Genomic DNA, 20,325 nt, shown 5'->3' with positions numbered 1-20,325 from the left:
GTTACTCTTCCATCTCTGCTTTGGCGACCTCCGCGCCGGCGAACTCGAGCACCTCCTTGGCTCCGCCCTCGGAGTAACCCTGTTCGATCAGCGCGTCGATCCACGCGGAGCGCTCGTCGTCGTCGAACTCGTTGGCGCTCACCAGCGCGGAGAAGTTGATGTTGTGCTTCTTGTCCTCCCAGAGCTTGCGCTCGAGCGCGCGGCGCAGGCGCTCGTTGTCCTGCGGGTTGAACGCCTCGCCCTCGCGGGCCCTGCGGCTGACCCAGTTCGAGACCTCCTGTCGGAAGTCCTCCTTGCGATCCTCGGGAATGTCGAGTTTCTCCTCGACGCTGCGCAGGAAGGTCTCGTCGGGCTCCTGTTCGCGGCCCGTGAGCTCGTCCTCGATGGTGTCGTCATCGATGTAGGCCATCACGTGATCCATGTACTTCTCGCCCTGGCGCTGGATCTCGTCGAGGTCGTAGGCCAGCGCGTGGCGGACGTCCTCGATGGCCCGCTCCTTGTACTCCTCGCGCACGGTCTCGAGGTAGCGGTAGTACTTCTCGAAGTTGTCCTCCGGAATCGAGCCGTGGTGCTCGAGGTTCTCCTCGAAGAAGTTAAACACCGTCAGAGGCGAGAGGAAGCCTCGCTGGCGGTGTTTGGAGTCCATGATCGCCTCGGCGATTTCGTCGCCGATGAACCGGGGAGAGACGCCGACCATGCCCTCGCCGATTTCGGCCGTCGCCTCGGCCTCTTCGCGGAGCTTCTTGATGTCGATGTCGTCGCCCTCGTCGATCTCGCCGTTGTAGGCCTTGGCCTTCGAAAGCAACTCCACGGTTTCGGTGTCGGGCTCCTCGATGCGCGTGAGGACGCCGAAGAGGCCCGCCATCTCGAGGGTGTGGGGCTCGACGTTGATGTCGGGGACGTCGGCGTTGCTCAGCATCTTGTCGTAGATGTTGGCCTCGTCCTCGTAGCTGAGGACGTACGGGAAGTCGATCCGCTTGGTGCGGTCGTTGAAGGCCTCCATCTTCTCGTCGCCCTTCTTGTCCTTGTACTCTGGCATGTTGGTACGACCCACGATCACCTGGTCGATGTCGATCCGCGGGTTGTTCTTGGGCTTGATCGTCTGCTCCTGGGTCGCGTGGAGGAAGTCGTAGAGGAACTCCCGCTGGAGTTTGAGCAGCTCTTCGCCGGAGAAGATGCCGCGATTGGCGTTACAGAAGGCACCCGAGTAATCGAACGCGCGCGGGTCGCTCTCGCCGTAAATGGCGATTTTCGAGTAGTTGACGTCTCCCGTCAGCTCCGTCTCGTCCTGGTTCTTCTTGTCCTTGGGCTCGAACGTCTCGAGACCCTGTCGCTTGTTCTCGTCCGCGACGAAGCGGACGATCTCGATGTGGTTCTCGAGGACCTGCTGGAGATCGTCGTCGTAGTACGCCAGCAGCCGATCCATGTAGAACTCGCTTTCGGGGTCCAGCGCCTGCTCGTTCTGGATCGTGTACGGCGCATCGAGGTTCTCGTTGAGGTCGTCGATGACCCGCTGGCGCTGCTCGACGGGGAGCAAGACGAGCGGATCCTGGTTCATCGGTGACCGGACGGTGTCGTCGGCCGGGTCCTGGTCCTGAATCACGTCACAGAGGTTGGTCCACTTGAAGGTGTACATCCGCCCGTCGTCGCGAAGCGTGTAGTCCTCGAAGTACCTGCGGACCTGCTTGTCGAAGTGGGACTTCCCGGAGCCGACCGGACCGAGGAGGAGCTTGATCCGGCGCTCGGGACCGAGGCGTCGAGCACCCGATTTGACCTTGTTCACGAACTCGTGGATCGACTGGTGGATGATCTTTCCGTAGAACGTGTTCTCACCGTCACCCAGCGGGTCCTCGCTCGCCAGTTGGTACTCGACTACACCCTCCGTTTCGTCGTAGGTGGTGCCGTAGTAGTCGAACATATCCGCGACGCGCTGGTGGGCGTTGCGGGCAATCTTCGGGTCCTCGTACACCGCCTCGAGGTACCAGTCGAAGGACTTGGTTTCCCGCAGGTCTGCGGGCATCGATTCCTGGTAATCCGTACTGAGCTGCTCGAGTGTCTCGATGTCACCGGTCATGGTATCATTGCCAGTTGCGGGGTTCTCCCGTCTGCAGTGCAGTCGTCCATTCGTGTGCGGACGACGTGAGTGGACGTCGTTCGACCGATCGGGACGTCTCGTGGTCGAACCGTCGGAATCCGTCGCGTCGCGTCACCCGACGTGAGCGCGTCGTACTCGTCGGACTCCTCGAGCGGATTCTCGCGGAGCGCGACTCCGTCGCGGGCGGCTATATTGCGTGTCATGTGTCGTCTCTTCCACTCGCTGTCGTGCGGTGACCCCGCTGGCCGCGGACGACGATGCGCCGGGGACGGGCGCGGAGTGGATCGGTCCGTCGAACGGATACCGATAGTATTTAATGAGTGAGTAATCCAGGTACTTAACCTTAGCCCCAAAAGATATTTGTCAGAAGTTTATTGCAGGTAAATACTGCCAGAAGTCTATATTGGTGCTCGGTATCACACCCCATATTCGGTGGTCTATCGGATAAATCACCGGCCTGCAGCGTCCACGTCGGCTCGCGCGCACTCTTCTACCGCCGGTTTGTCACGTCGATCTTGACGGGGACAATAGACCGCTGTCGACCGGCGAACCGGTGGGCCGGGCGGCCCATCGACGACCGATCGCGGTGTCGACGGGGAGGCCGTCCACCGATTCGGTGGCTACTAGAGGCGGGCAGCCCTAGCGACTCCCATGTCGGATTCGGAGACGGACGAAGGGATCGACCGCTCGCAGCTCCCAGACGGCTGGACCGTCTGGAGCCGGGGGGAAGACGGCCGGCTCGTCCTCGCGTACCGACCGGACGTCTTCAACGCCGCGGACTTCCCGGCACCCTGTCTACCGACGCTGTATCTCACCCACGGCAAGCGGACCCGCCGCCCCGGCGTCAACCCCGCCGATACTGCCGACTCCGCGGACTGGTTCGTCACCCTCTATCTCGAGCCAGATGTCTCGCTGAACGAGACGCTTCGGTTCCCGACCCGGGAGGCGGCCCTCGAGCGGACCGTCGCACTCGCCCGCCAGTTCGACGACGGCGAGATCGACTACCGATCGCTCTATCAGGTCCCTCGTGAGGAGTATTTCGACCGCCTCGACGACCTCACTGGCGACGAAAGCGCGGACTGACCGCTCTCGAGTCCGAATATATCGCCTGGCACTCCGATCAATCCCTCTCGCCGTGACACTCCGGTCGACCGCCGAGACGTGATACTTCGGTCGACCGCCGAGACGTGATACTTCGGTCGACCGCCGAGACGTGATACTTCGGTCGACCGCCGAGACGTGATACTTCGGTCGACCGCCGAGACGTGATACTTCGGTCGACCGCCGAGACGTGATACTTCGGTCGACCGCCGAGACGTGATACTTCGGTCGACCGCCGAGACGTGATACTTCGGTCGACCGCCGAGACGTGATACTTCGGTCGACCGCCGAGACGTGATACTTCGGTCGACCGCCGAGACGTGATACTTCGGTCGACCGCCGAGACGTGATACTTCGGTCGATCACCGGGACGTGACGCTTAACCGCCAGTGGCAACTACGCGTGGGTATGTCGACCGTTACACTCGTCGGTTCCCGGCTGGCCGAGCCCGGAACCGAGTTCGTCTATCAGGGCGAGGCCGACGGCTGCGCCGGCTGTCCCTACCGCAGTCAGTGTCTCAATCTCCAGCCCGGAACGAAGTATCGCATCACCTCCGTCCGCGAGAACGCCCAGACGCTCGAGTGCGCCATGCACGACGGCGGCGTTCGCGCCGTCGAGGTCGAACCCGCGCCGACGCGCGCGAACATCACGTCCAAGGGAGCGTTCGCCGGCAGCAAGACGAGCCTCCCCGGTCCCTGTCCCTACGTCGCCTGTCCGAGCCACGAGTACTGCGAGCCCGACGGCGTCGACTTCGACGAGGAGTATCGCATTCGAGAGATCATCGGCGAGCCGCCACACGATGTTTGCCATCTCGACCGGCCGCTCGAGTTAGTCGAACTCGAGACCGACGACTGATCGACTCGCGCCCGGAAAACGTCTTTTCGGCGGCTGCTCGTCCACTTTGGCTCTTTTCTTGCTGGGGACTCTCTCGGACTACTGTGCCTCGAGTTCGCCGTCCTCGAGCCACGAGCCGGCCCAGCACTCGATTTCGCCGAAGACGGGCTCCAGGGACTCGCCCTTGTCGGTGAGGCTGTAGAAGGTGGCGACGGGAGCGTCTTCCTCGAGACGCCGTTCGACGAAGCCCATCTCGCCGAGGTCGTCGAGCACGCGCGAGAGGGTCCGCGCGTTCGCGCCAGTCGAGCGCTTGAGTTCGTTGAAGCGCTGTTCACCGTCCAAGAGCTCGTGGAGCACCGCCAGCCGCCACTGGGAGCCGATCTGCTCGAGGGAGGCGATGACGGGACAGGCGTCGTCGTGTGTCTCGCGGGGTTTCGTTTGCGGGGATGACATCGGTGGTCTCTGACCACGGCTACGTCGCGAACCGTTTTAGTAGTTCGGTTCCGAACCGGATAACATCGTGTTAGTAGATTACGGGAGGACAGCTCTGACGCCGACCGGGGATCGATCGCCGGAGGAACCGCCATGACGGACGACGGGTCGAGCGCCGGTGATGGAACCGACGCCCTCGAAATCGACGTCGACGAAACCGACGGATCGCTCTACCGAATCCTCTCGAGTGCGGTCGTCCCGCGCCCCATCGCGTGGGTCAGCACCCGGAGCGAGGACGGCGTCGACAACCTCGCCCCCTACAGCTTCTTCACCGTCGCGTCGGTCGAGCCGCCCGTCCTGCTGTTCGCGCCCGTCGACGGTGCCGAGGGACTCAAGGACACCCCGCGGAACGCTCGCGGCACCGGCGAGTTCGTCGTCAACCTCGTGACCGAGGAGCTCGCCGCGGCCATGAACGAAACCAGCGCCACGCTGCCGGCCGGCGAGAGCGAGTTCGATCACGCCGCCCTCGAGCGGGCCGACTCGACGGCGGTCGATCCACCACGGGTCGCCGATGCGAGGGTGGCCTTCGAATGTACCCTTCACGACCTCGTCGATGTCGGCGGCTCGACGCTCGTCCTCGGCGAGGTTCGCCACGTCCACCTCGCGGACTCGGTGACCACCGACGGGAAGGTAGACGTGGGGAAGATCGACGCCGTCGGCAGGCTCGCGGGGAGCCACTACGCGCGGACGACCGATCGGTTTTCGCTCGAGCGGCCGCCGTAACCCGCGGTACGTGTCGTAACATCACACCGTTTCACAGCGGTAACTGTCGCTGATGGCCGCAATCCTTGTCCGCCGAGACGAACGGTCGGTTCGATGTACTCGAGTTGAGGCGGAAACGGTCGGAGAAGAGCGTGCTCCAAACGGCGCGTCCGGTTTGATCGGTGCAGGGTGTGAATGGAACGGTGTGTTTCGGAGGGACTGGGTGAGACAACGCGCCCTGCTATCGTGGCAACAGGGAATCGCCACACCCTCCCCAACCGATTCGCTCGCTCCTATCGTCGCTCGCTCATCCCTCGCGCAGCATCGTCGGCCGCCCTCACTGTGCTCACGGTTCCCTGCGGTCACCGCTCGCTTTCCGAGGCGCTCACAATGTTCGCACCTCGCGACGCTCGGTCGGCCGACAGCGCGCGCCACCGCATGCCGGTTGACCGGTCTGGAGCAATACGTTGCTCTCCTCTATCGAACGGTCGCCGCTTCGTCCTCGAGCAGCGTTTCGATGTTCTCCAGCGCTCGCAGACTGACCGGCGCGGATCCCGCGTGGTGAATCGGGAGTTCGAACGCGATCCGACAGCGGTCGCGGCCGAGGTCGTCGACGCGGTGTCCGGCGGCCGGAATCCCCGTTACGCGCCACGTCCACCGTCGCTCCGTACACTCCGTGATCCGGAAGGGGACCCAGACGCCGGGTAGTCTGACCCGCCCGGTCGTTCCGGATCGAATCCGGCGATCGGTCGACTCGACGCCGCGGACGATCGGTGACCACTCCGGCCACTGCATCGTGTCGACGAGGACCTCCCAGGCGTCGGCCGCGGGGACGGACATGACGTTCGAAACCTCGAGGCGACGGCCGTCCGACGTTCGCGTGGTCCGGACTCGAGTCATGGGGGTCGCTACGCGCTCCCGACCTATGGGGATTGCCACGAAAGCAGGTCGGGCGCGCTCACGACGGGCAGATCAGTGCCTTCGCCTGATAGTCACCGGCCGCTAGACTTTACTGGAACGGCTCCCTCCGTCGGTCTATCCAATGGCAATTCTCGAAGTGGACGACCTCCGGAAGGAGTACGGCGACTTCGTCGCCGTCGAGGGCAGCTCCTTCGACATCGAGCGCGGCGAGGTCTTCGGCGTCGTCGGCCCCAACGGCGCGGGCAAGACGACGACGCTGAAGATGCTGGCCGGGCTGATCGAACCCACCGCCGGCACCGCCGTCGTCGCCGGCCACACCCCTGGCGAGCCCGCGATGCAGCGCCGCCTGGGCTTTCTCCCCGAGGAGTCCCCGCTCTACGAGGAGATGACCGCGATCGACTACCTCGAGTTCTTCGCCGATCTCTACGACGTGCCCCGCGACGTGGCCCGCGAGCGGATCCACGACTCGCTGGACCGCCTCGACCTCGAGCACCGCGACAGGAAGATCGGCAACATGTCGAAGGGGATGCAGCGGAAGGTCGCGATCGCGCGGGCGCTGGTGAACGACCCCGACGTGCTGATCTTCGACGAGCCGGCGTCGGGGCTGGATCCGCTGACGACCAACTACATCATCGAGTTCACCGAGGAACTGAGCGACGAGGGCAAGACGATCGTCTTCAGCGCGCACAACCTCTTCCACGTCGAGAGCATCTGCGACCGGATCGTCATCATGAACGACGGCCGGATCGTCGCCCGCGGCACGCTCGAGGAGATCCGTGACGCCCACGGCGGCACCGAGTACCACGTCTACGCGACCGAAGACGGCAGCGAGGGCCTGACTGACGCCGGCTCGCCGATCGACGTGAGCCACGAGAACGGGCAGGTCCGCCACGTCGTCGGCGATATGACGGCCGTCGACGCCGTCCGAGAGACCGTCGAGGCGGCCGGTGGCCGCGTCACCGATATCCAGACGAAGACCCCAAGTCTGGAGGATATCTTCCTCGAGGTGGCGAGCGAGCCGTTGGAGGCCGAGACGTGAGCGACGGCCGTCTCCGCGGGATCGTCTCGCGCACGGCCCGGATCGCTCGCTGGGAGGTCGCCCGGAGCGCCGGTACCGTCGATCGAAAGACTGCGCTCATCCTCGTCGTGATGGTGGCCGCGATCGGGACCGCGGGGTTCTCGGTCGCCGACGAGGGACTCGGCCTCGAGCGGGAGATCTACACCGTCGGCGTCGACGAGGACAGCCGGTACTACGACGTTGCCGTCGACAGTGAGCAGTTCCGCCCCGTCCCGCTCGAGGACATCACGACCGACGCTGGTGACGGAAACACCGGCACCATCGCCGTTCGCGACGAGGCGAACGCAGACGTAGTCGTGACTCGAGACGGTCGGATCGGCCACCTCGGCGACAACGGCGCGGCCGCCTACGACGCGTTTCGCGAGTCCGTCGAGTCGTACAACGGGAAGCTGATGGACGAGGAGGCCGACCAGGCGGCCGCGTACCCGGTGCTCGTCTCGATCGAGTATCAGCAGCGCGACCTCGGCGGGTCGACCGAGTCCGGAACCGGTGACGGAGCCGGTGACGGAACCGATAGCGGAGACGGAACGAACGGCGGAAGTGGCGACGGAACCGGTGAGAACACGGACGGGAGCACCGGAGACGAATCCGGGACGGACGGATCCGGTGGAAGCGGGACCGACGGTACCGGCGGAAGCGGGACCGGCGACGGAGACGGCCGAACGCAGGTTCCCAACGTCGGCGACGGATCGACGTCGTCGACGGCGCCGGATCGTCCCGGCTCGATTTCGCCGCCGTTCCCGTTCGAATCGCTCGTGCTCGCGTTCCTCTTCGTCGTTCCGATGAACTTCGTCATTCAGGCCTACGGGAGCACGATCATGGACGAGCGGGTCAAACGCCGCGGCGAGCTCTTGTTGGTCTCACCGGCCTCGAGTCGCGAGATCGTCGCGGGGAAGACCCTTCCGTACTTACTCGGACTCGTCGGGGTCGTCGTCGCGATCGCGTGGGTGATCGAGGGCGGGCCGATAGCCGTCGCGGCGGCGCTACCGATCGCCCTGCTCTTCCTCGGGGCCACGTTCGTCGGGGCGATGCTCGCCCGCTCGTTCAAGGAACTCACCTTCGTGACGGTCACGATCAGCGTCTTCCTGACGACGTACACGTTCATTCCGGCGGTCTTCGCCGACGTGAACGCCATCGCGTTGATCTCGCCGCTGACGCTGGTCGTGATGGACCTCCAGAACGAGTCGGTCCGACTCGGCGAGTACCTGTTCTCGACCGGCCCCTTCTACCTCGGCGCGGCCGTCTGCTTCCTGCTCGGGATCGGCGTCTATCGCGAGGAGGACATGTTCGCCCAGAAACCGATCCCGAGCAAAGTCGTCGACGCGATCGCGAGCCGGATCCGCGGCCGCCGGAGCGTCTTCGTGCTGTCGATCCTGTTCATTCCGTTCGTCTTCGCGAGTCAGCTCCTCGCGGTCGCCTTGCTATTCGTCGTCCCCCAAGCGATCGCTGTGCCGCTGATCATCGTCCTCGCGGCGACGGTCGAGGAGATCGCGAAGAGCGTGCACGTCTACGCCGGCTTCGCCCGCTCGCGGTTCGAGCCATCGCTGCGGACCGCCGCCGTACTCGGCGCGCTCTCCGGAGCCGGATTCTTCGTCGGCGAGAAGCTCACCCACGTCGTCCAGTTCGTGGGCCTCCCCGATCTCCCGGTCGGCACCGCCGCGTTCGGTCCGGCCGTCTCGGACGAGCCGCTCGTTCTCGCCGTCGTCTTTCTCGCGCCGCTCGCCTTGCACGTCGTGACGGCCGTCACCTCGGCACTCGGGGCGAGCCGCAGCCGACTCGGCTACGTCGGCGGTCTCATCGCGGCGATCGTCGTTCACGCGGCCTACAATCTGGGGGTGATCACCCTTGTCGCGTGAGCGCGACCGCGCCGATGACGGTGAGATCGGTGACAGTGAGAGCGGCGGCGGTGAGAGCGACGACGGCGAGATCGGCGACGGCGAGAGCGCCCGAACCGCGCGGACCGAGTGGCGGTCCCGCTCGAGCAGGACCGACGATCCCCGAGACTCGAGCCGGCGGGGCCCGAATCCCCCGGTACGGTCGGACGGCGGGACCGACGCGGGCTCGAGCCGGGGGGCACGCTGGGCCGTCGCGCGCCGCGAACTGGCCTCGCTGCGCTCCGAGAAGACGATCCTGCTGGCGCTCGCGATTCAGCTGTTCATCGCGGCCTTCTCCTCGTTTCTGGTCGTCGGCCTCGTCTCGCTGTCCGATCCGGGGGCGGTCGACGGCTATCAGACCGAGATCGCCGTCACCGGGGACGATACCGACACGCTGCTCGCAGTCGCGAACGAACGGGACAGCGTCACCGCCCAGCGATACGACGACCGCGGGGCCGCCTACGACGCCTTCGATACCGGCGCGGTGTCGGCCGTGCTCGACGCGAACAGAAACGACGACGGGCAACTCGTCGTCAGAGCGACCGCACCCGAATCGGGGCTCCAGACGACCCTGCTCGTCGTCCAGCTTCGGGACACCCTGGAGCACGTCGAGCGCGTCGAGCGCCAGGGACACGTGGAGAACGGTCGCCTCGAGCAGTCACCGGTGCCGGTCCCGGACGAGATCGAGGCGAGCCCGTTCGTCGGCTTCACCTACACCATCCTGCTGCCGCTGCTGTGTTTCCTGCCGGTGTTCATCAGCGGCTCCATCGTCGTGGACTCGCTGATCGAGGAGCGCCAGCGGGGAACCCTCGAGTTGCTCCGCGTCGCGCCGCTCTCGCTCGCGGACGTGATCGACGCGAAGCTGCTGGCGACGGCGGCGCTGGCACCGCTGCAGGCGATCGCGTGGCTCCTCTTGCTCTCGTTCAACGGGACCGCGATCGCAAGTCCCGTGGCGCTTGTCGTCCTGGTGGCCGCGCTATCGTTGCTGGTCGTCGCCGGCGGGGTCGCGATCGCGCTGTGGGCGCCCGACAGGCGACAGGCCCAGTTGCTCTACTCGACGGCCACCGTCGGCGCGCTGGTCCTCGCGACCGTCCTGCCCGAACACCCCGCGAACACCGTCGCGAAGTTCGCGATCGGGAATCCGACGCCGACGACGTGGGGGCTGCTCGCCGCGTACGGGCTGCTCGCGATCGGCGCGTTCGCTGCCCTCGAGCGCGGTATCGATCGACTCGAGCCCGACTCGCTGTAGGGCGCGAGACGGTTCTCGCTCGAGGAAACTCGTTTCGGCAAGACAGCGATGCCAGATCCTAAACGCTTAGTCCCTCTAGGGGTGCGTATCTGGTAATGAGTAACCCCGATCCACCCGACCAGGAGCGGACGGACCGAGAGCCCCCTGATCAGGAGCGACAGGCCGGCGAGCCCCCCGAGCAAGAACAGGTCCGAGAGGCGGTCGAACGATCCAGAAGCGGTGCACCGGCGGTCGGCGCGGTCGTTCGCGATCGCTTCTCCGCCGACGAGGTCTTCCAGCGGATCGTCGCCGCGGCCGACGAGGAGGTCACTTCGGGGAGCCGCGAACTCTTCTTCAGCGGCATCGCCGCCGGCTTCGCGATCACGATCACGGTCTTGCTGTACGCCTCGCTGTACGCTTCGACCGACGGCCATCCGATACTGAGCGCGCTGCTCTATCCGCTCGGCTTCATCTACATCATCATCGGCGGCTACCAGCTCTACACCGAGAACACGCTCCCGCCGGTCGCGCTCTCCCTCGAGCGAATCGCGAGTATTCCCGCGCTCTTGCGCCACTGGACGATCGTGCTCGCCGGAAACTTCACCGGCAGCGCGATCGGTGCGGCGGCGCTCGCGTGGGCCGGCGTGTTTTCGCCCGAAGCGGCCGACGCGGCGATGTATCTCGGGACTCACGGCATGGAAACGGCGTGGCTCGATCTGTTCTTCAAGGCGACCTTCGCCGGCCTGATCGTCGCCGGCGTCGTCTGGGTGGAGTACTCCGCGCGCGAAACGATCGCACGAATCGTCATCGTCTACTTGGCGTTCCTTGCGATCCCGATCGGCAACCTGTTCCACGTCGTCACCTCGTTCACCGAGATGGCCTACGTCGTTTTCCTCGGTGAGTTCGGTCTCTTCGCTGGCCTGACTCAGTTCGTTCTCCCGGTCCTCCTCGGAAACACCATCGGCGGCATCTTGCTGGTGACCGTCGTCAACTACTTCCAGACGAGTGAACGCCGCCTCGAGTCGGCCCGATTCGAGGGGAACGAACGCCAGCTTTCGATGCGGGAGTGGCTGTTCGGGGGCTACGTCGGCCGGTCGTACGTTCCCCTGATCGACACCGCCGGCGTGTCGGAGATCGAAGAGAGCGGGACGTACCGCGTGCTCGTTCCGATCTCGAATCCGCGCACCGAGTCGCGGATCGTTGATCTGGCCTGTACGCTGGCGAACGACCACGAGAACGCGGTCGTCCACGCCGTCCACATCGTCCAGATACCCAACCGGCGGTCAATGCGCTACGGCTCCGGACGGAACGAACGGATCATCTCGGAATCCGAGAAGAAGATGGAAGGGCTCCGGGACACGATTTCGTCGTACGACATCGACTACGAAACCTCGACGGTCGTCTCCCACCGGTCGTTCGAGGACGTCTTCGACACTGCGGAGCGCGAACGGGCGGACCTCGTCGTCCTGGGCTGGGACGACAATCAACCGTGGGGAGCGGGGCCCGCCGAGAGTCGGATCAGAAAGCTGACCAACAATCTTCCCTGCGATTTCCTCGTCCTCAAGGACCGAGACCTTGACACCTCGCGGATCCTCCTGCCAACTGCCGGCGGTCCGGACTCGGACCTCAGCGCCGAAGTCACTCGAACGCTCGTGCAAGCGGACGGATCGGACGTGTCCCTCCTGCACGTCGTCGACGACGCCGAGGAGCGCGCGGAGGGGCGGACGTTCCTCGCGAACTGGGCGTCCGAGCACGACCTCGAGGACGCCGACCTCACGATCGACGACTCCGGCGATATCGAGGGGGCGATCTGTCGCGAAGCCGCCGATCACTCGCTCGTGATCATCGGCGCGACGGAAGCGGGACTCCTCTCGCGGCTCGTGAGTGACTCCCTTCACATGGACGTCGTCAACGAGGTCGACAGTTCGGTCCTGCTCGCCGAGCGACCCAGCAAACGAAACGTCATTCGCCGACTGCTGGGCTGGTAGCGGATTCGACAGTCCCGACGACAAACCAAGAGCGAGAACGGTGCGCTTCGAACCGCGTTCCCGTCGTCCGATCGGAAGTCTAGTGATTTTTGGTGGTGACTGTCGCTCGAACGGAGTCGCGGTATCCGCTCCCGTCCGAGTCGGGAAACGAGCGATTAGTCCGATAAATGACGACGTTCAATCCGTCCTCGGTGTGATTAGCTATGGGCTTCGGTAGAAACCGTTGTCTCATGGCAATACACTGGATTACGAGGGCGAAACTACTCGTGGGCAGCGGACTCATCGCGGCGGGATTACTCGCTCCGCTGTTATGGCACTAGATCGGTCCGACGTTGTCGGGCATCGATTGCCGCACCACGTACTGTTTTTGTGCCGGTTTCCGTACCGCCGCTATGGAGTACACGACGCTCGGTTCGACCGGGATGCAGGTTAGCCGACTCTGTCTGGGCTGTATGAGTTTCGGCTCGAGCGACTGGCGCGAGTGGGTGCTCGATGACGAGGAGAGCAAGGAGATCATCGACCGCGCAATCGACCTCGGGATCAACTTCTTCGATACCGCGAACCTGTACTCGCGGGGCGAGTCAGAGCGGATCCTGGGCGAGGCGCTCGAGGGCCACCGCGAGGAGTCGGTGGTTGCGACGAAGGGCTTCTTCCGGATGCGCGACGACGACCCGAACTCGGGCGGTCTCTCTCGAAAGGCGATCGAACAGGAACTCGCGGCGAGCCGCGAGCGACTGGGGATGGACACGATCGACCTCTATCAGCCCCACCGCTGGGATCGAAAGACGCCGATCGAGACGACACTCCGCGCGCTCGACGACGCCGTTCGCCGCGGACACGTCCGCTATATCGGTGCCTCCTCGATGTGGGCTCACCAGTTCGCCGACTCGCTGCACACCAGCGACCGGCTGGGCCTCGAGCGCTTCGCCACGATGCAAAACCACTACAACCTCGTCTACCGCGAAGAGGAGCGCGAAATGCTCCCGCTCTGCGACAAAGAGGACGTTGGCGTCATGCCGTGGTCGCCGCTGGCTCGTGGCTATCTGACCCGACCGCACGAGGAGATCGACGCCACGACCCGCGGCGAGACTGAAGAGTATCTGTACGAACACCCCTACCGCGAGGGCGGCGGCCAGGAGATCAACGAGCGGGTCGCGGACCTGGCGGACGATAAGGGCGCGACGATGGCCCAGATCGCCCTGTCGTGGCTGCTGCACAAGGACTGGGTCGACGCACCGATCGTCGGCACGACCAGCGTCGAACACTTAGAGCAGGCCGTCGAAGCGCTCGAGATCGATCTCTCCGAGTCGGATCTGGAGTTCCTCGAGGAGCCCTACGAGCCGGTTCCGGTGTCCGGTCACCGGTGAGTCGGCTCAACGGCTGGGGCCAACCGCCGACTAGTTCAAAAACCGGAGTTAACCGGTCTCTTCGACCCCGCTCGGACGACACCGATCTCCTTCCGTCCGACCGTCTGTCCGACGACTAGTTACCGGCCGTCGTATTGTTGCCACCGCCACCGTTCGTCGTGGTGTCACCACCGCCGTTGTTCTCCATCGGTTGCCACCAGTCGTCGTTTTCGAGAATGGACTCCGCGACCTCGTCATCCGCCGGATTGACGTTGATCGTGATGAGTTGCTGGTTGTCGCTGAACGGCGTCCACTCTTGATTCACCTCGAACACCTGCGGTCTGTTCTGTCCTTCCTCCGGTTCCGGGATGTAGCCAAGGTTTTCGTTGTACTGGCCGATTTCGGCGTCCTCGGAGACGAACAGAGAGACAACCTCACCGGTGTTGAGCCACCGTATCTGGTACGTGTTATACTCCGAGAACCAACTGTCCCGAACGTCTCCGTAGTTCGGGGTCCACTCGACGACGCCGGAGACGAACGTGAACCGCGCTTCGGGATGGAAGTTGTTGGCGAAGATGAGCGCTTCCCATCCCTCGTCGAGGATTCCGCCGTCCTGTGCCGTCGCCGTACCCGCCCCTGCGCCGACGAGTGCCAGTCCGGCCGTCGCTGTAGCGCCCTGTTTCATGAACGTCCGACGCGTCGATTCCTCGCTGTCCGTGGTTGGGAGTGACTCGTGATCCATAGTAGTAGCCTCCGGCAGTGGCGACTAGCGCATTGGTCGCCCAATAAGGACGGAGACCGTTTCACCGACCACGCGATCATAGGTCCGTCTTCGCATCGAACAGACTCGGATTGTGGAATGGAAGCGTACTACTTGGTGCGGTAACGAGCCCTTTGGTCCGTAACATCTATCCGGTCGGGTGTGCGCTGTCATCCGTTTCGTAATAGATCGAAAAGCCATCGTTGTAGTCGTTCGATATCGGGCGCAGCCGGCGGCCACCAAACCGGAGATCACGGCAGCGCGTCGGCGGCCTCGACGAGGCCCGCCTCGGTTTCCCACCGATACAGCCGTCTCTCGTCCTCGAGCAGGTCGAAAACGCTGTCCTGCATCCAGTCGAACGCACGGTCGTCGCCCGGGTACTCCCGCTTGAGGACGTGGCTCTTCTCGAAATAGTCGGACGTGCCCGCGAGCAGGCCCTGTTCGACGAGGAAGCCGCTCGGCTCCGCCTCGGCGACGCCGACGATGTGGGTGACCAGATCCGCGACGAGGCAGAACTTCTGGATGCCGTTGTCCCAGTCACCGCGAACGTCGACCATGCGAAACGCGTAGGCGTCCGAGCGGCGGTTCAGCCGATCGACGACCAGATTCAGGCGTCGGATCGGCTCGCGGTCGTAGTTTCCGAGCACGAAGTACGAACGCTCGCTCTCGTATACCGGCCGGAGTTCGCTCAGCGCGTAGAGGAGTTCCTCGTTGTCCGCGAGCGAGAGCTCCGCGGCCTCGAGTCGCTCCGTCGCGCTCGCGAGGACCTCGTCAGGGACCGGCGGATCGTCATCTGTCATACGCGGTGATTTGCTCGAATTACGGATAGTAGTTACCGTGTCGTTTCCGTTTTTCCGATACTTGGTGATCGCGCCCGGTGAGTTACGCCACAGTGATTCACTCCAGGATAAACTACTTGGTGGCGCGTTCCGTAGGTGCTCGTATGAGTACCGACGTGGGGGCTCCCGAAGGGGCGAACGCACGCGAACTCGTCCACTTCGTGACCCAGGAGACACGGTTCGCGTTGCTTGCCAACATTCTCCAACACCCCGAGGGACTGCCGTCGATGTACGAACTCGAGCGGCTGAATCCGAGCGTGAGCGAGGCGACCGTCTACAAGCACGTCCAGAAGCTGATCGACGCCGGCGTGGTCGAAGCGGTCGCGCTCCCGGACGACGAGCGCCAGCAGGGCTATCCCTGGAAGTTCTACCGGCTGACCGATGAGGGGCGTGCGTTCCTCGCAGAGCACAACCTGCTGGCGGCCGAGGAGACCCTCAAACGCATCTACGAGACGATTTCCGATAAACCCGAGAAGATGGTGAAATACGAGAACGCGCCTCGTCCCGATATCGAGTAGCTCACTCGAGGCGACGAACCGAATCGCTCGAGGCGACGGACGGGTTCGGACGCGCCAGCCGCCGCTCAGGAGAGGCGCGCGGCGATGTCGGCCTCGGTGATGATACCCACAGTTTCGCCGGCCTGCGTGATCATCACGGCTTTGTAATGCTCGAGCAGGTTGCTGATCTCGTCGAGAGTGGCGTCCTTCGAGACGGTCGGAAAGCTCTCGCTCATGTGTTCCTCGACGGGTTCGTCGCGGTCTTCGGAGTCGAGGTGGACCAGATCGGTCTGGCTGATCGAGCCGACCGGAATTCCGTCCTGAATGACCGCCAGCTGGGAGTACGCTTCCTCCTCCATCTTCCGAGCGGCCTCGCTGACGGAGTCGCCGGGAGCGACGTTGACGACCGCCTCATTCATCAGATCGTCGGCGCGAATGACGTCGCTTTCGGCCTTCTCGAGGGCGTTGACGATCCGCCGGAGCGTCGACAGACGCGGGTCGACGTCGCCGCCTTCGATCCGTGCGATCAGCGGCTGGGAGACGTCGGCCGTCTCCGCGAGTTCGCTCTGCGTGAGCCCGAGTTCGGTACGGCGCTGTCGGAGGTCCGCTGGCGTCGGGAGTTCCATACGCAACAATAACCACGGGTTATAGAAAGAGCTTTGGGTGAGTCTCCGTTCCCGCCGCTGCGCTCGTCGACTACTCGTCGTCTTCTTCGGTTTCGATGATTTCGACGACCGAGAGCGGGACGTCCCGCAGCGCGCCGCCGACCTCGCTCTTTGCGATGCGGGAGGCGTGTTCCTCGCCGTCGGCGTTGAAGACCTCCATCTCGAGTCCGAGTCCGACGAGCGCGGTGTCGGCCGCGATAAAGGCGGAGTCGAACGGTTCCCCGCAGGCCGGACAGCCCGTCGCGCCGACCTCGACCTCGACGTAGTCCATATCTTCGCTGTTGAGTCGTTTCCCGGCTTCGCTGACGGCGACGCCGATCGCGTCGTCGATCGCATCGACGTCACGAACGAGCCATGCCGCTTCCATCGCGACGAGATAGTTTCCCATACGTCATGGTCGGTCTGGGGGGTTTCCTGTCTTGCGGTTCGTCGGCGGTGGTCTTCGAGCAGGTCACTTCGACTCGCGTCCGCTCGCTTCCGTCGTCAATGGGCGGCGCGCACGCGAACAGAATCGTACCCATAAGTTACGAGAAAACACGGTGTGAACTCCCACCTGCATAGCCGTAGATCGGCTCTAATACGCTTGTAGTTGTATTCAGTTAAAGCTAATTTGAATCGCAAGCAGGCGGCGACCCAATTGACTGCCGAACGACCATGATAGCGAATGAATCACACAAAGACTTATATATTCCCTCCGATTGGGGATGGCTGAACGTCGATGATATCCCGAGCGTACCACGCGACGCTGTTCGTCCTGTATCAGCTGTGCATTGTGATCGGTATCGCCGCCATGCCACTCGCGATCGCCGCCCGTCAGGCCGGCTTCAGCCTGCCGATCCACCGTATCCTCACCAACGTCGAAACGGCCTACGAAAACGCACGGCGATAAGCAACTGAACCGAGACTGATTCTCCTGCTCGTCGACCGCGGAGCCACTGGCTCTCTCGGATTGACCTCTCGCTTGACCCGTTCAGCCGCGCTCTATAGGCGGTCCCTCAGGCATCTCGAGGCTACTGATTCTCTCGGTCGGTGGAAGCGGAAACGGCAGTGGTGACCGCCGGTGTTTTATACCGTCCCGGCCGTATCATTCCAGCAATGCATACGCCTACAGACGACTCCGACTTCTCCCGGACGGTCGACCAGTTGGCCGACGATCCGAACCCCTACGAGCCGGAGATCGGTTCGATGCCCCAGAACGATCTCACGCGAGCGGACCTGGACAACGTCAACAAGACCGGGACGACGACGATCGGCATCTCCACTGCCGACGGCGTCGTGATCGCGACGGACATGCGCGCCAGCCTTGGCGGGCGCTTCGTCTCGAACAAGAACGTCCAGAAGGTCGAACAGATTCACCCGACCGGCGCGCTCACGCTCGTCGGCAGCGTCGGCGGCGCACAGTCGTTCATCTCGAGTCTCCGCGCCGAGGTCAACCTCTACGAGGCCCGTCGAGGCGAGAACATGAGCATCGACGCGCTGGCGACGCTCGCGGGCAACTTCGCCCGCGGCGGCCCGTTCTTCGCCATCCACCCGATTCTGGGCGGCGTCGACGAGGAGGGCAGCCACGTCTACAGCATCGACCCCGCCGGCGGCGTCATGGAAGACGACTACACCGTCACCGGCAGCGGGATGCAACTCGCCTACGGTCACTTAGAGCAGGCCTACGAACCGGATATGTCCACCGAGGAAGCGAAGACGGTCGCCGCACGGAGCATCAAATCCGCCGTCGAGCGCGACACCGGCTCCGGTAACGGCGTCTTCCTCTGTGAGATCACCGACGAGGGCGTCGACATCCACGGCCATCACGACTTCGACGACGTGCTGTAAGTCGGCCGTACCGGCGGTCAGTCCGTAGCGACAGCTCGCAGATCCGTTCGAGCATCGTTTTTCGTTTTCCGATCGGGTTACGCTGCACCCAAACGAGTGGTCACAAGAGGTGGTGCTCCCACCGGTCGCTCTCGAGACGGTGACGTTCGAGCGGCCGTCGGCGGTCGCTCCGATCCCACCTCAGGCACCGTCCGGAACGCTGACGAACACGTCCCGAGCCTCGGTCGCGTATTCGAGACGAACGGTGTACGTGAGACCGGCGAGGACCGTCATACAGACTCCGGAACTGGCCTCAAGCGAGAGGTCGACCACGTCACCGTACTTACTCCGGTAGACGCCGTCGACGGCGATCCCGTGACACGGCGTCGGTGCGACCGTATAACCGGTGATCTCGACGACGCCGTCGCCCAGATACTCGACGGTGTACTCGTCGTTTCCATCTGCGCTGCTGGAATCGGTGTTCGACTCGACGGAGACGACCGTCGGGCCGTCGTTCGTATCAGCGGTCGCTGACGTCGTCAGTGCTGTTCCCGCGAGGAGCGATGCGCCAGTTGCCTTCAGTGCGTTTCGGCGGTTCATGCCGTTCGATAATTATTCGATAGGGGGACAAAAATTTATCTAGGTATTGTTGATAGTACTGTGAGATGCCACCAACTCCCGAAAGGGCGATACCGCGTCAAGTAGACCGATCGGTCCGTGTGAAATCGTCTCGAAAGGAAGGCTGCCGTTGCTGCAACAGCGGATCGGAGGACGGGGGATCGAACTACTCGAGTCGCGTCGCCTGCTCGAGTTGGTGTTCGGACACGCGGGAGTCGGCGAGTTCGGTCGCCCGTCCCGACTCGCTCGAGCGGTAGATCGCGTCGATGACTCGCTGGACGGTCAGCGCTTCCTCGACGGTGTTCGTCTCCGGCGCTGTGCCCGCAGCGATAGTCGCGAGGAACTGCTCGTCCTGTTCGCCGTAGCCGGTCACGGCGGTATCGCCCGTCATATCGATGTCGGCGTAGTGATCGACGCCGGACGTTCCGGCCTCGAGAATGTGGAGATCGGTGTCGCCGATATCGAACTGCGCGCCCGCCTGCGTGCCGCGGACTCTGAAGTCCATGCTCTGTTCGCGATTCGTCGCCCACGCGGCCTCGAGCGAGACGGTCTGACCGTCCTCACAGCGGATAAAGGCGCTGACGGAGTCGTCGACCTCGTAGGTCTCGGCCTCGGCGTCCCAGTTGTCGCCGAAGCCGTCGGGGTCGGCGTACTCCTCGCTGGTTCCGAACGTGGTCCGAGTGACGCCACTGACTTCGACGATTTCGGGGAAATCGAGCGCGTAGAGCGCGAGGTCGAGGGCGTGGACGCCGATGTCGAGCAAGGCACCGCCGCCGGCGAGTTCGGGATCGGTGAACCACGACCCGGGGCCGGGGACGCCGCGCCGTCGGACGTAGTCGGCCTCGACGTGGGTCAGATCGCCGAACCGGCCGCGCGCGTGTTGTTCGTCGAACATGGCCATCGATGCTGCGTGACGATTGTGGAACCCGACCATACAGATTCCGGGCGATTTCGCCGCCGCTTCGGCGATCCGTTCCGCACTCTCGAGGGTGTGAGCGAGCGGTTTCTCGACGAGGACGTCCAGCCCCGCCTCGAGGGCCGCGACGGCGATTGGCTCGTGGAATCGGTTGGGCGTCGTTACGATGACGGCGTCGACCGCGTCGTCGACGACGAGTTCGTCGTGCGTCTCGTAGGTCTGCGCGCCGAACTCCTGGGCGAACCGATCGCGTTGCTCCGGGACGAGGTCCGCGCCGGCAACGACGTCAGCGCCGAGTTCTCGGACGCTCCGCGCGTGGAGATTTCCCATCCCACCGAGGCCGACGATGCCGACCCCGATTCCGTCGCCAATCATGTCCAGACCTCCGAATTCGTCTCAGCAGCAATGGAGGGGCAGTGAGAAACCAACCATTTTGAGATCATTTGTGTCCGATCCTGGTCCATGGAGTGTGGCAGTCGGCTATCGAAATAAGGGTTGTGACCGATTAATACGTGCAGGCATTTCGTATTTCACGTATTACTATACTATTACGGTAGCATAGATC

21 protein-coding genes are annotated in these 20,325 nt (G+C 64.0%); 11 read left to right on the top strand and 10 right to left on the bottom strand.

Going from position 1 to position 20,325, the window contains the following annotated elements:
* Nucleotide 1: 1 nt before the first annotated feature.
* Nucleotides 2-2,074 carry a PrkA family serine protein kinase gene (locus CP556_RS00220; protein WP_098723774.1) on the bottom strand — a complete coding sequence of 691 codons (2,073 nt, stop codon included), beginning with the start codon at nucleotides 2,072-2,074 and terminating at the stop codon, nucleotides 2-4.
* The gene (locus tag CP556_RS00215) at nucleotides 2,071-2,298 is read right to left on the bottom strand and encodes a hypothetical protein (RefSeq protein WP_255291376.1); all 228 of its coding nucleotides are present in this window, start codon (nucleotides 2,296-2,298) and stop codon (nucleotides 2,071-2,073) included. The genes CP556_RS00220 and CP556_RS00215 overlap by 4 nt, the downstream gene beginning before the upstream one ends.
* 448 nt (nucleotides 2,299-2,746) lie before the next feature.
* Here CP556_RS00215 and CP556_RS00210 point away from each other — a divergent pair, with 448 nt between their 5' ends.
* Together CP556_RS00210 and CP556_RS00205 are read left to right on the top strand one after the other, a co-directional pair.
* Nucleotides 2,747-3,178 (top strand): DUF5820 family protein, encoded by a 432-nt coding sequence (locus CP556_RS00210; RefSeq protein WP_098723773.1) that lies wholly within the window; start codon nucleotides 2,747-2,749, stop codon nucleotides 3,176-3,178.
* Between the two features lie 426 nt (nucleotides 3,179-3,604).
* A complete protein-coding gene (locus CP556_RS00205) occupies nucleotides 3,605-4,051 on the top strand; it encodes a UPF0179 family protein (protein ID WP_098723772.1) in 447 nt (148 codons plus the stop codon).
* A gap of 78 nt (nucleotides 4,052-4,129) precedes the next feature.
* Here the strand turns inward: CP556_RS00205 and CP556_RS00200 are convergent, their stop codons facing one another.
* Nucleotides 4,130-4,483 carry a winged helix-turn-helix transcriptional regulator gene (locus CP556_RS00200; RefSeq protein WP_098723771.1) on the bottom strand — a complete coding sequence of 118 codons (354 nt, stop codon included), beginning with the start codon at nucleotides 4,481-4,483 and terminating at the stop codon, nucleotides 4,130-4,132.
* 132 nt (nucleotides 4,484-4,615) lie between these two features.
* Here CP556_RS00200 and CP556_RS00195 point away from each other — a divergent pair, with 132 nt between their 5' ends.
* Nucleotides 4,616-5,245 carry a flavin reductase family protein gene (locus CP556_RS00195; protein WP_098723770.1) on the top strand — a complete coding sequence of 210 codons (630 nt, stop codon included), beginning with the start codon at nucleotides 4,616-4,618 and terminating at the stop codon, nucleotides 5,243-5,245.
* 456 nt (nucleotides 5,246-5,701) lie between these two features.
* On the opposite strand, the gene CP556_RS00190 is transcribed toward CP556_RS00195, so the two are convergent.
* A complete protein-coding gene (locus CP556_RS00190; protein WP_098723769.1) occupies nucleotides 5,702-6,124 on the bottom strand; it encodes an SRPBCC family protein in 423 nt (140 codons plus the stop codon).
* 142 nt (nucleotides 6,125-6,266) lie between these two features.
* Here CP556_RS00190 and CP556_RS00185 point away from each other — a divergent pair, with 142 nt between their 5' ends.
* From CP556_RS00185 to CP556_RS00165, 5 genes are all read left to right on the top strand, one after another.
* Nucleotides 6,267-7,184: an ABC transporter ATP-binding protein gene (locus tag CP556_RS00185; protein WP_098723768.1), complete on the top strand. Its 918-nt coding sequence runs from the start codon at nucleotides 6,267-6,269 to the stop codon at nucleotides 7,182-7,184.
* Nucleotides 7,181-9,079 (top strand): PrsW family glutamic-type intramembrane protease, encoded by a 1,899-nt coding sequence (locus CP556_RS00180; RefSeq protein WP_098723767.1) that lies wholly within the window; start codon nucleotides 7,181-7,183, stop codon nucleotides 9,077-9,079. Before CP556_RS00185 ends, CP556_RS00180 begins: the two co-directional genes overlap by 4 nt.
* Before the next feature lie 70 nt (nucleotides 9,080-9,149).
* Entirely contained in the window at nucleotides 9,150-10,346 is a 1,197-nt protein-coding gene (locus CP556_RS00175) for an ABC transporter permease (protein WP_098727223.1), read from the top strand.
* 95 nt (nucleotides 10,347-10,441) lie between these two features.
* Nucleotides 10,442-12,313 carry a formate/nitrite transporter family protein gene (locus tag CP556_RS00170; RefSeq protein ID WP_098723766.1) on the top strand — a complete coding sequence of 624 codons (1,872 nt, stop codon included), beginning with the start codon at nucleotides 10,442-10,444 and terminating at the stop codon, nucleotides 12,311-12,313.
* A gap of 392 nt (nucleotides 12,314-12,705) precedes the next feature.
* Nucleotides 12,706-13,680, top strand: a complete 975-nt coding sequence (locus CP556_RS00165; RefSeq protein WP_098723765.1) for an aldo/keto reductase — start codon at nucleotides 12,706-12,708, stop codon at nucleotides 13,678-13,680.
* Nucleotides 13,681-13,795: 115 nt separating this feature from the next.
* On the opposite strand, the gene CP556_RS00160 is transcribed toward CP556_RS00165, so the two are convergent.
* Together CP556_RS00160 and CP556_RS00155 are read right to left on the bottom strand one after the other, a co-directional pair.
* Nucleotides 13,796-14,401 carry a hypothetical protein gene (locus CP556_RS00160; RefSeq protein WP_176548074.1) on the bottom strand — a complete coding sequence of 202 codons (606 nt, stop codon included), beginning with the start codon at nucleotides 14,399-14,401 and terminating at the stop codon, nucleotides 13,796-13,798.
* Nucleotides 14,402-14,670: 269 nt separating this feature from the next.
* Complete coding sequence (locus CP556_RS00155; protein ID WP_098723764.1) at nucleotides 14,671-15,219, bottom strand: DUF8170 family protein; 549 nt, start codon at nucleotides 15,217-15,219, stop codon at nucleotides 14,671-14,673.
* A gap of 143 nt (nucleotides 15,220-15,362) precedes the next feature.
* On the opposite strand from CP556_RS00155, the gene CP556_RS00150 reads away from it, so the two are divergent.
* Nucleotides 15,363-15,776, top strand: a complete 414-nt coding sequence (locus tag CP556_RS00150) for a MarR family winged helix-turn-helix transcriptional regulator (protein ID WP_098723763.1) — start codon at nucleotides 15,363-15,365, stop codon at nucleotides 15,774-15,776.
* A gap of 65 nt (nucleotides 15,777-15,841) precedes the next feature.
* Here CP556_RS00150 and CP556_RS00145 read toward each other — a convergent pair whose 3' ends face one another.
* A complete protein-coding gene (locus tag CP556_RS00145; protein WP_098723762.1) occupies nucleotides 15,842-16,381 on the bottom strand; it encodes a CBS domain-containing protein in 540 nt (179 codons plus the stop codon).
* A 70-nt stretch (nucleotides 16,382-16,451) separates the two neighbouring features.
* Nucleotides 16,452-16,808, bottom strand: a complete 357-nt coding sequence (locus tag CP556_RS00140; protein WP_098723761.1) for a DUF555 domain-containing protein — start codon at nucleotides 16,806-16,808, stop codon at nucleotides 16,452-16,454.
* A 330-nt stretch (nucleotides 16,809-17,138) separates the two neighbouring features.
* Here CP556_RS00140 and CP556_RS25685 point away from each other — a divergent pair, with 330 nt between their 5' ends.
* A complete protein-coding gene (locus CP556_RS25685) occupies nucleotides 17,139-17,309 on the top strand; it encodes a hypothetical protein (RefSeq protein ID WP_176548073.1) in 171 nt (56 codons plus the stop codon).
* 206 nt (nucleotides 17,310-17,515) lie between these two features.
* Nucleotides 17,516-18,247 carry an archaeal proteasome endopeptidase complex subunit beta gene (gene psmB, locus CP556_RS00135; protein WP_098723760.1) on the top strand — a complete coding sequence of 244 codons (732 nt, stop codon included), beginning with the start codon at nucleotides 17,516-17,518 and terminating at the stop codon, nucleotides 18,245-18,247.
* Between the two features lie 180 nt (nucleotides 18,248-18,427).
* On the opposite strand, the gene CP556_RS00130 is transcribed toward psmB, so the two are convergent.
* Nucleotides 18,428-18,826, bottom strand: a complete 399-nt coding sequence (locus tag CP556_RS00130; protein WP_098723759.1) for a hypothetical protein — start codon at nucleotides 18,824-18,826, stop codon at nucleotides 18,428-18,430.
* A 184-nt stretch (nucleotides 18,827-19,010) separates the two neighbouring features.
* The gene (locus CP556_RS00125; RefSeq protein ID WP_098723758.1) at nucleotides 19,011-20,135 is read right to left on the bottom strand and encodes a Gfo/Idh/MocA family protein; all 1,125 of its coding nucleotides are present in this window, start codon (nucleotides 20,133-20,135) and stop codon (nucleotides 19,011-19,013) included.
* Between the last annotated feature and the right edge of the window lie 190 nt (nucleotides 20,136-20,325).

Origin of the sequence: Natrinema sp. CBA1119 (assembly GCF_002572525.1) — an archaeon.
Classification (GTDB): domain Archaea; phylum Halobacteriota; class Halobacteria; order Halobacteriales; family Natrialbaceae; genus Natrinema.
Note: the sequence above shows the minus strand (reverse complement) of the source record. Positions and strands in the feature narration are given on the sequence as shown.